Annotated in this window: 14 protein-coding genes; 8 read left to right on the top strand and 6 right to left on the bottom strand. The window is 59.6% G+C overall.

Translation table 11 applies throughout. From position 1 onward, the window contains the following. Window positions 1-949: 949 nt before the first annotated feature. Genes FJW04_RS09585 through FJW04_RS09595 form a run of 3 tightly spaced genes read right to left on the bottom strand, consistent with a single transcriptional unit; the run spans window position 950 to window position 2,163 of the window. A complete protein-coding gene (locus tag FJW04_RS09585; protein WP_140713709.1) occupies window positions 950-1,459 on the bottom strand; it encodes a hypothetical protein in 510 nt (169 codons plus the stop codon). Next, on the bottom strand, window positions 1,459-1,752 hold the full coding sequence (locus FJW04_RS09590; RefSeq protein ID WP_140713711.1) for a hypothetical protein: 294 nt from the start codon (window positions 1,750-1,752) through the stop codon (window positions 1,459-1,461). The genes FJW04_RS09585 and FJW04_RS09590 overlap by 1 nt, the downstream gene beginning before the upstream one ends. Window positions 1,753-1,806: 54 nt before the next feature. Further along, window positions 1,807-2,163 carry a hypothetical protein gene (locus tag FJW04_RS09595; RefSeq protein ID WP_140713713.1) on the bottom strand — a complete coding sequence of 119 codons (357 nt, stop codon included), beginning with the start codon at window positions 2,161-2,163 and terminating at the stop codon, window positions 1,807-1,809. Between the two features lie 963 nt (window positions 2,164-3,126). Between FJW04_RS09595 and FJW04_RS09600 the strand changes: the two genes are divergently transcribed. After that, window positions 3,127-4,185: a hypothetical protein gene (locus FJW04_RS09600; protein WP_140713715.1), complete on the top strand. Its 1,059-nt coding sequence runs from the start codon at window positions 3,127-3,129 to the stop codon at window positions 4,183-4,185. 419 nt (window positions 4,186-4,604) lie between these two features. Here the strand turns inward: FJW04_RS09600 and FJW04_RS09605 are convergent, their stop codons facing one another. Next, window positions 4,605-5,726: a site-specific integrase gene (locus FJW04_RS09605; RefSeq protein ID WP_140713717.1), complete on the bottom strand. Its 1,122-nt coding sequence runs from the start codon at window positions 5,724-5,726 to the stop codon at window positions 4,605-4,607. Between the two features lie 68 nt (window positions 5,727-5,794). Between FJW04_RS09605 and FJW04_RS09610 the strand changes: the two genes are divergently transcribed. The 3 genes from FJW04_RS09610 to FJW04_RS09620 all read left to right on the top strand — a co-directional run bounded on the left by FJW04_RS09610 (window position 5,795) and on the right by FJW04_RS09620 (window position 8,228). After that, window positions 5,795-6,685: an EAL domain-containing protein gene (locus tag FJW04_RS09610; RefSeq protein ID WP_140713719.1), complete on the top strand. Its 891-nt coding sequence runs from the start codon at window positions 5,795-5,797 to the stop codon at window positions 6,683-6,685. Continuing rightward, entirely contained in the window at window positions 6,682-7,536 is an 855-nt protein-coding gene (locus tag FJW04_RS09615) for an EAL domain-containing protein (RefSeq protein ID WP_140713721.1), read from the top strand. The genes FJW04_RS09610 and FJW04_RS09615 overlap by 4 nt, the downstream gene beginning before the upstream one ends. Window positions 7,537-7,619: 83 nt before the next feature. After that, window positions 7,620-8,228, top strand: a complete 609-nt coding sequence (locus FJW04_RS09620) for a glutathione S-transferase family protein (RefSeq protein ID WP_015316173.1) — start codon at window positions 7,620-7,622, stop codon at window positions 8,226-8,228. A gap of 423 nt (window positions 8,229-8,651) precedes the next feature. On the opposite strand, the gene FJW04_RS09625 is transcribed toward FJW04_RS09620, so the two are convergent. After that, on the bottom strand, window positions 8,652-8,864 hold the full coding sequence (locus FJW04_RS09625; protein ID WP_015316174.1) for a cold-shock protein: 213 nt from the start codon (window positions 8,862-8,864) through the stop codon (window positions 8,652-8,654). A 273-nt stretch (window positions 8,865-9,137) separates the two neighbouring features. On the opposite strand from FJW04_RS09625, the gene FJW04_RS09630 reads away from it, so the two are divergent. Further along, the gene (locus FJW04_RS09630) at window positions 9,138-9,464 is read left to right on the top strand and encodes a hypothetical protein (protein ID WP_140713723.1); all 327 of its coding nucleotides are present in this window, start codon (window positions 9,138-9,140) and stop codon (window positions 9,462-9,464) included. 23 nt (window positions 9,465-9,487) lie between these two features. On the opposite strand, the gene FJW04_RS09635 is transcribed toward FJW04_RS09630, so the two are convergent. Beyond that, on the bottom strand, window positions 9,488-10,057 hold the full coding sequence (locus FJW04_RS09635; RefSeq protein WP_140713725.1) for a methylated-DNA--[protein]-cysteine S-methyltransferase: 570 nt from the start codon (window positions 10,055-10,057) through the stop codon (window positions 9,488-9,490). Window positions 10,058-10,238: 181 nt separating this feature from the next. Here FJW04_RS09635 and FJW04_RS09640 point away from each other — a divergent pair, with 181 nt between their 5' ends. The 3 genes from FJW04_RS09640 to FJW04_RS09650 all read left to right on the top strand — a co-directional run bounded on the left by FJW04_RS09640 (window position 10,239) and on the right by FJW04_RS09650 (window position 13,039). Continuing rightward, on the top strand, window positions 10,239-11,162 hold the full coding sequence (locus FJW04_RS09640) for a lytic transglycosylase domain-containing protein (RefSeq protein WP_140713727.1): 924 nt from the start codon (window positions 10,239-10,241) through the stop codon (window positions 11,160-11,162). 5 nt (window positions 11,163-11,167) lie between these two features. Next, entirely contained in the window at window positions 11,168-11,656 is a 489-nt protein-coding gene (locus tag FJW04_RS09645) for a GNAT family N-acetyltransferase (protein ID WP_140617760.1), read from the top strand. A 114-nt stretch (window positions 11,657-11,770) separates the two neighbouring features. Next, window positions 11,771-13,039, top strand: a complete 1,269-nt coding sequence (locus FJW04_RS09650) for an ABC transporter substrate-binding protein (protein WP_140713729.1) — start codon at window positions 11,771-11,773, stop codon at window positions 13,037-13,039. Window positions 13,040-13,074: the final 35 nt, after the last annotated feature.

Raw genomic sequence — 13,074 nt, forward strand, 5'->3', positions numbered from 1 at the left:
CCGTCTGACGCGTTATGCAATGCTGCCCCGACTTTGAACCATTCCGGCTGATTATCCGCCGAGATATGGGACAGGGCTTCCTTCAATCGGACAGGGTCCCAATCGGTACTCTTCTGGGAAACTCCTGCCTTCACTCGTCGGCCTATTGCTCGCTCCGGAGTGTAGCCTTCGATCCCCAACGTCTTCGCCACGTCGGCAAAGCTGGTCAAACTGATCGCCAATTCGAATCCTCCTCTCTCTTTCTCCCAGGCAGTTGCTCCGGATGAAGCCAATAGCTGCGCTGCGGTGTAAACAGCTTGTTGAATTCCTCTTCCACCCTTGCGTATCGAGCCTCCCGCATCATGTCGTGAAGCGCCTGTTGGACCGCTCTCGGAACACGTCCGCTCCGAAGAGCTACGGAATCGACGTACTCGTTGATACTGGAAAATTCGCGGACGACGCCTCTCCGCATGACCACAATCTTTCCATCCCGGACAGTCGCCGTCGTATCCGGTGCGATGTTGACCAGTCTCATGTCACCGGCCCTCGTCTATGAGCGGTAGCGTGTCTCCAGTCGATTTCGGCTTCGATGGGTCTGGGACACAGGGTTTGTGTGACACGCTCTCCAGACAACCTCCGTGTGGCAAAGAATTGCATCATGGACACCCCCCGACCCAATCAGGCAGGGCGTCTAGTTTCGCCTGTGTGGCGGGAGTGATCGCACCAGCTAATTCACGTACGGAACGGATAAGACTGTCGCGGGTTCGGTGATACCTCCTACCCGCCCATTGCGTTCCAGACGGCCTCCCTGTGGCGCATTGAAGTATCCATTGGATGCTATCTCGACAGACGATGACACGCCAGTCTTGATTGATCTGGGCAACGATGTCTCGATAGGTGCCGGAACCTTCCCTGTTATCGGAACGAAGCTCCTCCATCACACAGAAGGATGCAGCGGCATGATGAAGGCTCATGCTGACACCCCTCCTTGCGGCTGTGAGTAGACGACACGACCACGACGACGGGACTTCACCACGCTGTCAGGACGGAAGATCAGGGGCTTTCGGAATCGCGGATGATAGGAACCGGCTTTGATGCTCTCGGCCTTCTCAGCCTCTAGCCGATCCCTCGCTTCAATCAACAGGGCACGGTCATGCTTGGTGGAAAACCCATCCCGTACCGCGAGATTTTCCCGGCATAGGTTAAGCGGATTGTCGTCACGGTACTCCACGACCTCGCCAGCCTTGGCATCCGTCAGGATACGGGCGACGAGAAGACGAAGACCGTTCGGTCCTCTGGCATAGACGCCTCCGCCTAGGATCGACCAATTGGGATAGAGCTTCAGCGCGACCAGTTCGTTGTAATCTTCTAGCCGAAGGGTGGCCTCGTCCTGGCCGAAACGCGACAACGGGACATGCACGACGAAGAGTCCCTTTTGGAGACCCTCCGCCTCTGTGATGCGTACGGAACGCGCCTTCATCAGAAAGCGCTCCGACTTGCGCCCTTTTGGGCGTAGGCCGACTTGGAGTTGACCGGCTTTTCATTCACCTTGATCGACTTGAGATACCGCTCTACGGCTCCCTCGTCGGTCGCACCACCCCGTTCTAGAAGAGCGAGCGTGACGAGACGACCGAACTCTGGCGATAGCGCTCCTTCGATAGCATCGGCAGTCTCATGGGCACGACGACGAAGCAACTCGCGTTCGGCATCACCCATGTCGGCCACATTCTTGGCGATCATAGAGCGGTCGGAGATAGAGATATTGACAGGCATAATTAGACCTTTCTGAAAACAGATTGTTTGAAAATTGATTGTTGAAACAGGAGATTAGGTCAGAAATGCAGAGGGATTGACGTCGAGGCGCTGACCTGTCGCCGTCGAATAGTGAGCCATCGCAAACGACCATCCGTTCTTGGACGCCCATTCGATCAGGGCACGGATAAGATCGGTTCGACTGGTAAAGCTACCAAGCTCCGGACCTTCGATGCCGACAAAGCCAGCATGGTACAGATGGGTTTCAGAGCGGAGGAGTTTGACGTGCCCCTTCGAGGCTTCGCTTTTTGAAGCTGTCTTGGCACGGGTGAGGGCTATAACCGTCACGTCGTACGGATTGGGATTGTTACCAATATAATTGAGTTCAGGTGTTCCTAATGAGGCGAGTTCGGCAATGTTGATTTCGTCCATGGTTCCTTATGGTTGGCCGCCAAATGGCAGCGTGTTTGAGTTTAACAAGTGGTAGACAATTTCGCACCAAGATATAGCATATCATATCACAAATAAGCAGTAAAGTCAATAGCAAGTGCAAGTTTATATGAAATATATTGAAGATCATCTCGACAAGATGCTGAATTTGTTGGGAGCTTTACCCGAGAGCATTTTCGGTAAGTTGCTGTAAAGTGATAGGGATTGCATGATCCCGAGAAGTCATCCAAACTTCTGCCAACGGGAGGGCATTTGAATGATCGGGGCAAGGTGGACGGCTTTCATCCTAGTCATTCTGGCAAGCACGAGTGCTGTCCGCGCCCAGAATCTCACCCAGTACCTGAGCGGCAACGACCTCTACGACAGTTGCTCACAGAAGAGTGTGCATTCAACAGGCTATGTCGAGGGTGTCGTTGATGCCGACCTAGGGCGTCCCTGGGGATATTGCGTTCCAGTCGGAGTGAGGGCTGATCAGCTACGAGATGTCGTCTGCCGGTATCTAGAAGCCCACCCAGAAGCACGCCAGCAGATGGCACCCAACCTCATTCGTAGCGCCTTTGCAGAAGCATGGCCTTGCAAATGAGACTCCTCGGAAGGGCAGATACAAAGAAGAGTTTTCATTGTGAGGGTTGGTGATTCAAACGGAGACCGATAACTCTGGCATTGTCTTGGAGACGGATCGTCCCTCAACGCCAGTCACGCAATCCCCACCTATATAGGTGTATGGGCCTCACTCGTCGGGACCTCTAGGTCCATCCAGCTACTCGGTAACCCACCGGTCCACTCTCGCTTCTCGGGGTCCTTCCGCCTAACCAGCAACGGTTTGCGTGCCTTCTGTGCTGCCGGTCCAGCAAGCTTGCCAATCGGTGGCTGCATCCGGTCAGTCCTTAGACGACATGATTGTGGTATTCGTTGGGCCGCAATTACAGAATCACGGGGGGTGCAATGGCGAATGCAATCGGCCTGATCGATCCTGCGCGGATGGCGAATATCCCTCCGCAGTTTCATGCCCACCATGAACTCTGCTTTCACATATATGATAATATTGGCGGGATGCTTGCCGAATTAGAGGGGGCGGGCTACAGGCGGTATTCATTCCAGCTACAGGGTGAGCACGAGGTCGAGGCTCTAAAGAACTCACCCAGTGTCATGGATTTCCTCGCCAACTCGGGCCGGATGGATGTCGCCCAGAAATCGACAGTGGGCGAACTCAACCTAGCGCTCTATGCCGATCTCCTGCACTTCGTATTCGAATCCCTCCGATCTCTTGAGAAGAGCAAATTCACTGTGGCTTATGCGACCTTGCGTAAGCCTTTGCAGGAGAACCTTCTGTATGCGGCATGGCTGGTCGCTGACGAGGACGAGTTTTTTAGAAGAATGAAAGACGCTCCTGCCGACAAATTAACGAGGAGTATGCTAAGTCCCGAAGAGCATAAGGAAATATTCCGTAAAGCTATCCATAATATGGAGGACAGCGGTGCATTTGATGAAGATATACTTTATAACTTTATATATGACAAGAACAGTCATATTGGACTGGCCGTTCTTATGAACAAGGCAAATCACCTCGTTACGAGAAAAGGTGATAGCCTCCGGACTGAGGACTGGAATCTAAACTTTATTTTCAAGGACCCAAGCGATACGGACGTGTACGAGACTATATATCCGGTTCTTTGCTATGTATTACAATTCACACTCATGCTGCAGATGACATCCTATTCTAGGATCAAAGAGATAAACAAAGAAGTTCAACGTCAGTTGTCGATCTCCGCGCTTGGAGCTTATGAAGCACTCTTCACACCGGGACGAGGGGAGATGCTACGGGGCCTCACCGGTGCCCTAATGGATCATCTGCACTGCCCCTATTGCTACGAGGCTGTAAGGGTTCGCAAAAGCGACGCCGCAAGGTTCTTCATATTGGAGGAAGTGGACTGTAGACACTGCCGCCGAACGCATAAATTCCCCTTGTATTGGCTTTTGTCGAGGGGAAAGTGGGGATCATGATAGGACGGACGTGTCGATCCACAAATAAAATCCTCTAGCTTCCTCGATCTATTTTTATCTATTCCCTACAGACCTCAGCGCTAACCAGTCTTATTCAACAGAAGGTTCTTCCAAATGAGTGTGACTTGCTTGGTCTTTATCAATCGCAGCATGACGGGGACACCATATAAGTTCGCTGCGGTGCCACGTGCCGGGGACCTACTTCAAATCAGTACGGAGGGGCGCGAATGGATCGTGACAGTGGAGAACGTCACCTTTGTCGCCGATGGTGTTTACCAGCAGGGCGAAACGCCCATACAAATCAACGCTTCGACCACTGAGCACATGAAGCGTAGTCAGCCGTAAAGAAAAGGCCCAAGACGGGTGCAAGGGCCTAGTAACTCAGTGTGACATTCCGATGGTTCGGAAACGTATGTAATTCAGAGAGTTAGCTCTGAGGGGAGCGCCCTTTGGTCTGTGATCAATGTCGATGGCCGATCCAAGAGTTTCGCCCTGACTACCTCCTGACTGGCGTGGGAATACCTCATCAACTGGGCAAGTGTCCTGTGGCCTGAGATCGAGGCGACTTCTGGAACGGTAAGCCCGAGTTCGAACAGTCTGGATATCGCTTCGTGCCTGAGGTCATGGAAATGAAGGTCCTCGATTGTTGGCGTCGTCCGTCTGCATATCCGGGTCCAAGAGGTCTTCAGAACTTCGACATGTATCGGGAATGCTTTCGTCGTCGGAATGACATGAGGTGGCCCGATCTGGTCGGGACGTGGTTGGGCGAAAGCCAGTGTGAGACAAGCCCTTGCCTTGGTCGTCAGCGGGATCGTTCTTGAATGGCCGTTCTTGGTGAGAGGGATGACCAAGAGTGAGCGTTCGAAGTCGATGTGCCGGAACTCTATCCCGAGGATTTCACCCTGCCGCATGGCCGTCTCTGTGGCGAACATGATGATAGGACCGACAAAGAGTTGTGGTTGACCGTCGAGCGTCGTGAGTTTCCCGGCTTCTAGAAGCAATCGTTCTTCCTCTCCGGGACGTAGGCGTCGCTCACGCCTGACGTCAATCGCGGGCAGATACAGGTCTTGGAGAGGGTTTCCGGTCGGGATGTGCCATTCGGTCCTAGCCATCTTGAACATGTGATAGAGCGGGGCGAGTTCCCTCCGGAGTGACTTCGCAGTCACGGGGCGACCGGTCAGCCTCGAAACCTCTTTAAGCCTTTGGTCACGGTAGTGTGCGAAGTCCTTCGGCTGGAGGTCGTTCAAGCTTTTCGAAGCGATGGGGTAGCGGATGAACCTGTCCAGCAAGATGGTTTCAAATCGGCATGACCGCTTCTTGGGCAAGACCTCATCACGGTACCGGGTGACGAGTTCAGCCAGGGTGACCGATTTCAGTGTCCTTCGGTCGGGACCTAGCTCTTGTCGGTCCAATGATCGTTCGATCTCTCTGGCCCATTCGAGGGCGTCTGCCTTTACGAGGAAACTTCGTGATCTTGGTGACGATCCCTTCCGTCTGACTTGGACATTCCATTTGCCGTTACGCTTGCGGATTGATGCCATTTCGGATGCTCCGTGTGACCCAGTTGTGACTCGAAGACCGATGCCCAAAGTTTGTCGTGGGAAATCAGATGCTTCGACTGGGTGACCATATCACCCGTCATGATGACGGCACCTCGAGTGGTGTCTGGGGCATTTATACGCTGCAAAGCGCTTTTCAGCCGATCTTTGCCTTCAACGAGGGCAAGCTTTCGGTTGCCGCCTTCGAAGGGCTGATCCGTCCGTTTCGCGACGGCGAGCCGCAATCGCCGATGAGCTTTTTTTCGACCTGTCCGGCGGCCGACCGTCTGCATGTCGAGGCGCTGACCAGGACGCTGCATCTGCTCAATGCCGGCGCCTGCCTACCGCGAGAGGCGTCGATCTTCATCAATTTCGACCCGTCGGTGTTCACCGAGCGCGCTGTCGCCGACAATGCCTTGCGTGACATGCGGCTGGTGCTGCAGGAAGCCGGCATCGATCCGGGCCGCGTCGTTTGCGAGGTGACGGAGCAGAGATCGGCATCGCAGGAAACCCTGCACGGCTTCGTCGCCGCGCTCAGGGCCAACGGCTTCCGGATTGCCGTCGACGACTATGGCGCCGACGATTCCGACATCACCCGCGTCAAGGAATTGCGCCCCGACATCGTCAAGTTCGATGCGCACTGGATCACGCAACTGATGGAATCGGGCGCCGGTTTCGCGCTGCTGACATCCATGGTGAGGAGCTTCGAGGACCAGGGCATCCGCACGGTGTTCGAAGGCATCGAGGAAGGCTGGCAACTGGAGCTGGCGGAACGATCGGGCGCCTCGATGGTCCAGGGCTATGTGCTGGCCCGCCCAGAACTGGCGCCGACGAGTTTCCGCGCTTTCGGCCAGGGCAGTCCCGAGCCGGTTCCTCCCCCGAGCCATGCGCCCGCTCCCGCCCCCGTCGCGCCACGCACCGGGAGGCCCGCAAAAGCTTTCGGGCGCAAGGTGGCGCCATGAGCGTCGAGCGGCGGCGCACCGTCGGCGATGCGATCTTCGTCGACGAGATCGGCATCGAATGTGGCATCCATGGCGACTTCCGCCTGCGCAGCGCCTACCAGCCGATCTACGCCCCGCGCGGCGGCAGCTTGCATCCCGTGGCCGTCGAGGGCCTGATCGAACCGCACCGCGCCGGCCGGCCAGTGTCGCCGCGGATGTTCTTCGACAGCGTCGCGGCTCCGGAGCGGCTGTACGTCGAAACAATGTGCCGGGTGCTGCATCTGAGGAATTTCCACAATATCGGGGTCGACGGGCTCGACCTGTTCTTCAATTACAATCCCCTGGTCAACGACCATGCTGGACGGGCGCTGGCCGAGATCCGGCTGATGAGCCGGCACCTCGACGAACTTGGCCTGGCTCCGGCAATGCTCGTGTGTGAAATCACCGAGCAGGCGGCGGACGATGCGCTGCTGGCCAGACTGGTGCGTGAAATGCGGCGCGACGGCATCCGCATCGCCATTGACGATTTCGGCACCGGCCACTCGACCGTGGAGCGGGTGAGCCTGCTTCAGCCCGACATCGTCAAGATCGATGGCGGCTGGTTCGCGGAATTCTGCCGCCACGCCGCCGCGGAACGCTTCTTCCGCCCGCTGGTGTCCAGCCTCCACGATCGCGGTGCCAAGGTGCTGGTCGAGGGCATCGAGCAGCCCACCCATTTGCGTGTCGCGCTCGAAGGCGGGGTCGATTTGCTGCAGGGCTTTCTTCTCGGGCGTCCGGCGCTGGCCGGCACCATCTTCAACGAAGAGCCGCTTGCCGTCGATGCGCTGCTGGGCTTCGACAACAAGGTCGTGCCATTGCATAAGCGGCGCTGATGGTCGCGCCAAAACAAATCATTGGTTGAGGATGGCGCCGCTGCGATAATCCGCTCGCAGAAGCAGCGCTCCGGGGAACCATGATGATACTTTACAGCATGATCGATAGCGGCAATTGCTACAAGCCGCGTTTACTGATGGCCAAGCTCGGCCTGGCCTTCACCACCGTCGAGGTGAGTTCGCATACCGGCGATACGCGCAAGGCCGATTTCGTCGCCAAGAACCCGAACGCCATGGTGCCACTGCTGGAACTGGACGACGGCCGGCGGCTGGCAGAATCCAACGCCATCCTGCTCTATCTCGCCGAAGGCACGCGCTTGCTGCCCGCGGACAAATATGAGCGCGGGCTCGCTTATCAGTGGCTGTTCTTCGAACAATACAGCCACGAGCCCTACATCGCCGTGCGCAAGGCACTGCTGACCTTTCCGGAACGCGCAGCGGATGCCACGCCGGAGCGGCTGGCTGTGACGCTGGAGCGCGGCAACAAGGCGCTCGGCGTCATGAACACATATCTCGAAAACAACGCCTTCTTCGCCGGCCGCACATTCAGCATCGCCGACATCGCGCTCTATGCCTATACCCACACGGCGGAGCAGGGCGGCTTCCAACTCGACGCCTATCCGGCGGTGGTCGCCTGGCTCGGCCGCGTGGAGGCGGACCCGGGGCATGTGCCGATCGAATGGGTGGGGTAGGGCGGCCGGTAGTTGGCGAAAGCGGTGCCGCAGCGTCCTTCTCCCCGTCTCCATACGGGGAGAGATGGCGGCAGCCAGATGAGGGGCGGCGGCCAGCCTTTCGGGGTAAGTTCAAAAAGGGGCAATTCCGAAACGTTGGCGGTGCCCCTCATCGCCCTGCCGGGCACTTCTCCCCGTATGGAGAGGGGGAGAAGGACAGCAGCTTCGCCGCCTTCGCCAAACCCCAGACAAATAAAAAGGCGGGATAAATCCCGCCTTCCCATTTCGGTAGCCTGATTGGGAGCGTCCGGTCCGGGCTGGCAGCTATCTGCTGTTCCAGCTTGTCGGGTCTTTCCGCTCCGGCGCGCTTCTCGCGCGACCGTCAGTACATCCGTGACTTGCCGCGCGCCCCGAACTCTCGTCCGGCGCGCGCCATTTTCAAAATCAGGCTGCCTTGCTCAGAGAACCAGCGGACGACTTGCCGGTGCGGCGGTCCTGCTCGATCTCGAAGTTGATCTTCTGGCCTTCGACCAGGGTCGACAGTCCAGCGCGCTCGACAGCCGAGATGTGGACGAAAACGTCCGCGCCGCCGCTGTCAGGCTGGATGAAGCCGAAACCCTTGGTGGCGTTGAACCACTTGACCGTTCCAGTTGCCATAAAAATAGTCCTTCACATTTGCTTTGGTATGACCGGACCGAAGTCCAGCCGGTGTGCATCGAGATTTTGGAGATAGACGTCAGCAAACGCGAAGATCGCGAGGCCCGGATCGATCGGCCGAAATATCAATGGGGCTGATATAGGCTGCTTTCGCACAAAAAACAAGACTGCGTGAAAACGTCGTGATCCGGGGCCGCCCAACGGCCGCCCCAATCTGGTGAAACCGTGGCGCAAGATCGTGCCGTCCCGGGCGGCGGATCGAGGGAGAGGACCATGAAAACCATCCTGCTTGCCGCCTGCCTCACGCTGGTGGCCGCCCAGGCGCAGGCCATCTCGCGCTACGACCCCACACGTCTGAGCTGCGGCAAGGTTCAGTCGACGATCGCGCGCCAAGGTGCGGTTATCCTTCGCTATCAGTCGAACCGGGTGCCGGGGCTGCCGCTCTATGACCGCTATGTGCAGAGCCAGCAGTTCTGCACCATGGGCGAGGTGCGGACACGCGCCTATGTGCCGAGCGCCGATACCAAGTCCTGTCCGGTGTACAACTGCAAGCGGCCGGACAATGAGCATTTCAGGCATCGATTCATCCGGCGCCATTAGCACCCGGGAGCGGCTTACTGCTCTCAGAAGCCGAAGGACACCTGCGCCGGCGGCGGCGGGCCGACATGCACGCCTTCCATGGCCAGCATCTTTTCCTTGGTGGTCGAGCCGCCGGGCGCCGAGAAGCCGCCGATCTTGCCGCCGGCGGCAAGGATGCGGTGGCACGGGATGACCAGCGGCACCGGATTGGCGCCAAGGGCCGCCCCTGTTTCGCGCGGCAGGCCGGCATGGCCGGCGCGCTTGGCGAGTTCGCCATAGGTGGTGGTTTCGCCATAGCTGAGCTTTCGTGCCGCGTCGTAGATGGCGAGGCGGAAATCGTCGACGCCGTCGAGGTCGACGGGAAAGCCGGTGAAATCGACGTCCTCGCCAGCGGCGTAAGCCTTGATCGAGGCGATCAGTTCGACCACCCATGATGGCTGGGCCGTGGAGGCGGAAATGCCGGCATGGCGCATCAGCCGCCGCTCCACCGCTTCGCGGCTGCGTTCGGGCAGGCAAAGCCGGATCAGGCCCTTTTCGCTCCAAGCGATGCCCATGAAACCGATCACTGTTTCTAACACTGCGTGGCCGGCCGTGATCGAAGATGTCGTTTCCATGCTGCACTCCTTTCCGCAAAGCGGCGAAATCCGGGATTCCTGCCGGTACATATCAGGAACAATATGGCATCGCTGCCTGCATCGCGCCACCCGAAAACCACCAGATGGCCCCGATTGCTACCCAGGAATCGCTGGTGTAAGGAAAATCTTAACACCCGACAAACCGGACACCGAACGCGGCTTGCCAGCAAAACAAACCCTTATCGCCGTCGGCGTGATCGTGGCCGCTGCCGGCATCAGCGGCTGCACCTCGACCTCGCAGATGAAGGCCGCGCCGTCGCTGACCGAAACCGCGACCGTTGCCGGCAGCGATGCCGGCTTCACCATCCCCTTGCCGGAAACGGTTTCGGTGCTGCCGCAATCCTCCGGAATCAGCCCCGTCCAGACCACTGAATCGACTCCAAGCGCGGGTGCACCGGCCCTCGATGCCGTCGCCCAGCCGGCCGCGGCCTTTGCCGGGGCGACCCCAACCGCGCCTGCCGTGCCCGCCGTGATGGCCGCCAATGCCTGGCAGGCGCCGGCCCCGGCGAAAGCCGGCCGACCGATCCAGTCGGCGGAGACCTATACGACCGCCGGGCTCATCGTACCGGCGGTTGCCAAGGGCGGCCAGAAACTGCCTGGCGTGCAGCAGGTGGCCTATGTCGTGCCGCAGAACCCTGCCGCTCTGGTGCAGTTCCCGTCGGAGCCGGTAGAGCCGGAGCAGCATGCGACCGGCATGCGCGGCGACGTCGACCGGCTGATCGTCAAATACGCCGCCTTCTACCAGGTGCCGGTGGATCTGGTGCGCCATGTCGTCAACCGCGAAAGCACCTATAATCCCAAGGCCTACAACAATGGCCATTGGGGGCTGATGCAGATCAAGCACGCGACGGCGCGCGGCATGGGCTATGATGGGCCGGCCAAGGGCCTGTTCGACGCCGAGACCAACCTCAAATACGCGGTCAAATATCTGCGCGGCGCCTGGCTGGTGTCCAACGGCAACGCCAAGAAGGCCGACTGGCTCTACCAGACCGGCTATTATTTCGACGCCAAGCGCAAAGGCCTGCTCGAGGCGACCGGCCTCGGCGTCGACCGCAAGCGCGGGCGCCTTCAGCCCGACGCCTGAGCGCGATGCCCGAACCGCGCCCGCCGGCTCCGAACGACATCCGGTTGCGCAAGATCCTCGACGAGACACTCGTTCCACCGCATTGGCCGGACGGCTTCGTCATGCGCTCGTTCGAGCGCGGCGACGCGCTGCCCCTGCATGCGTTGCTGGGCGAAGTGTTCGACGACGGCACGGACGGCCCCTTCGACGAATGGTGGCCACGCATATCCGAAGATCCCCAATTCGACCCGGCGCTGTGTTTCCTCGTTATCGACGCCAAGGGCAGGCTGGCGGCGGCTGCACTGTGCTGGAGCTCGGCGTTCGTCAAGGATCTGGCCGTTCATCCCGAGGCGCGCGGCAAGGGTGTCGGCGAAGCGCTGATGTGGCACGCCTTCGCCATTTTTCGCGACCGGGGCGCGGCCCATGTCGACCTCAAGACCAATACGCTCGAGAACCCCGCCGCCGTGCGGCTTTACGAGCGGCTGGGCATGAGGCCCGTCGCCTGGGAAGGCTGACTGGCGACGATGGCTGTTCGGGAACCCAAGGCGCTGCTCCGCATTCAATGAACGGTGGGGTCTGACCGGCTGCCGGTGCCGTGCGCCGCCGGCTGCCAAGGGAGATCCACCGCGATGAAGCTTTTCCACGCATTGCTGGCGTTGAGCGTCGTTGTCGTGCTCGCGGCGGGTCCGGCGCGCGCGGTCGAGCTGTCGATCGTGTCGGGCGACACCGGCAACGGCCTCAAGGTGCTGCGCGAGATCCTCGACCGCTATGAGAAGGAGAGCGGCGACATGGTCACCATCGTCGCCATGCCGTCGTCCGGGACCGACCAGTTCGGCCAGTACAGGCTGTGGCTCGCCGCCGGCAACAGCGACGTCGATGTCTACCAGACCGATGTCATCTGGGCGCCGCAGCTCGCCAGCCAGTTCGTCGACCTGACCCAGGCGACCAGGGATGTCGTGGCCAAGCATTTCCCGTCGATCATCCAGTCGCAGACCGTCGACGGCAGGCTGGTGGCGCTGCCGATCTTCACCGATGCGCCGGCGCTCTACTACCGCAAGGATCTGCTCGACAAATACGGCGCCAAGGTACCGACCACCTGGAAGGAGCTGGGCGACACCGCCAGGCTGGTGATGGACAGGGAGCGGGCGTCGGGCAACAGGGATATCTGGGGTTTCGTCTTCCAGGGCAATGCCTATGAGGGGCTGACCTGCGACGCGTTCGAATGGGTGGTGTCGAATGGCGGCGGCCATATCGTCGAGCCAGATGGCGCGATTTCCATCAACAACCCCCGGGCGGCGGCCGCGCTCGACATGGCGAAGGCCTGGATCGGCACCATCGCCCCGCCCGGCGTGCTCGCCTACCAGGAAGAGGAGGCGCGCGGCGTGTGGCAGACCGGCAATGCGGTCTTCATGCGCAACTGGCCCTATGCCTATGCGCTGGGCAACAGCCAGGGGTCGCCGATCAAGGGCAAGTTCGATGTCGCACCGCTGCCGGCGGGCACGGGCGAGGGCGCCCGGCCGGCGGCGACGCTCGGCGGCTGGAATCTCGCGGTCTCGAAATATTCCAAGCACCCGGATGCCGCGATCGAGCTGGTCAAGTTCATCGCCTCGCCGGCAATGCAGAAATACCGCACGCTCAAGACCGCCAACCTGCCGACCATCCAGGCGCTCTATGACGATGCCGACATCGCCCGGCAACAGCCGATCATTCCACACTGGAAGGAGGTCTTCCTCAATGCCGGGCCACGGCCCTCGGCGGTGACCAGGAACAAGTACAACGAGGCGTCGAGCCAGTTCTGGAACGCCGTCCACAAGACCTTGTCCGGCGAGGGCAGCGCCGCCGACAATCTGGCCGACCTCGAAGCAACGCTGACCCGGCTGAAAGGCAAGGGCTGGTGAGCGCGCACCCGGCCGATGCGCGCTCTGGTTCGAGC

The sequence above is a fragment of the Mesorhizobium sp. B2-7-3 genome (assembly GCF_006440715.1).
Taxonomy (GTDB): Bacteria; Pseudomonadota; Alphaproteobacteria; order Rhizobiales; family Rhizobiaceae; genus Mesorhizobium; species Mesorhizobium australicum.